We start from the raw sequence: 903 nt of genomic DNA, 5'->3' as shown, positions 1-903 counted from the left end.
TGCGGGCCGATGTCGGCCGCTGGCTGCCGGCGTATCTGCCCGGGCTGCCGCGGGCGCCGTCGCGGTTGCGGCTGAAGGTGATGTCCTCGCAGTGGGGATCGCTGGCACCGGACGGCTCGATGGCGCTGGATCTGGCGCTGATCCTCGGCCGTCCTTCGGCGTTCGAGTACGTGCTGGTCCATGAACTGTGCCATCTGTTGCAGGCCAACCACTCGCCGGCGTTCTGGGTCGAGGTGGAGGCGCGCTTCCCGCACTGGCGGCAGGAGCGCGACTACTTCCACGCCGAGGGCCGGCGGCTGAAGGCGACCTTGCGGATGTTGCTGAGCATCACCCCGCCAGCGGACCGCTGAGCAGTGTGTGCTGGTCCCGGAGAGGAGCGCCGGGCACGGGCCGATCCCCCACCGTTTTGACCCCGCCACCGCACGATTTGGCACCGGGCGGCCCTCATCTGTGGTGCGTTGCCGCATCGTTTTGTCCGGGTGTGGGCGGCACTTGCGCAGCCGGCGTCCCTCTCGCCGCAGCGGCATCTGCGCCGGATCCGTGGTCCGGAGCGGCGCCGTACAAACGGCGGCGATGCGGGCGGATATTGCGCAATGCAGCAAGTTTTCCACGCGGATAACGGTTGCCCGGACCCGGCGTTTACGGCACGATCCGGGCACGATTTGAATCGATTCAAATACTGCTGGGCCGGTGTCCTCGCACCCCCGGCGCATGCCCAACGGCGTGCGCCGGGGCGCGTCTGCCGGGCTGGCACCTGATTTCAACCTGGCTCCGAGAGACACGTCCTTGAACCTGCCTGCCATCCCGCGCGTCACGCCCTCCCCCCGTCCGCTGCTGCTTGCGCTGGCGTTGCTGCCGCTGCTGGGCCATGCCGCCACGCCGGGGCTGTGGACCTCGTTCGAG

The 903-nt window shown here is 69.2% G+C and carries 1 protein-coding gene; it reads left to right on the top strand.

The window, feature by feature from the left end:
- On the top strand, nucleotides 1-350 hold a 350-nt coding region (locus JCM9942_RS16995), incomplete at its 5' end, for a YgjP-like metallopeptidase domain-containing protein (RefSeq protein ID WP_157723039.1).
- Nucleotides 351-903 lie beyond the last annotated feature (553 nt).

It is taken from the genome of Stenotrophomonas pictorum JCM 9942, from assembly GCF_001310775.1.
In the GTDB taxonomy this organism is placed as follows: Bacteria; Pseudomonadota; Gammaproteobacteria; order Xanthomonadales; family Xanthomonadaceae; genus Stenotrophomonas; species Stenotrophomonas pictorum.
This window is presented reverse-complemented; position numbering and strand designations above follow the sequence as displayed.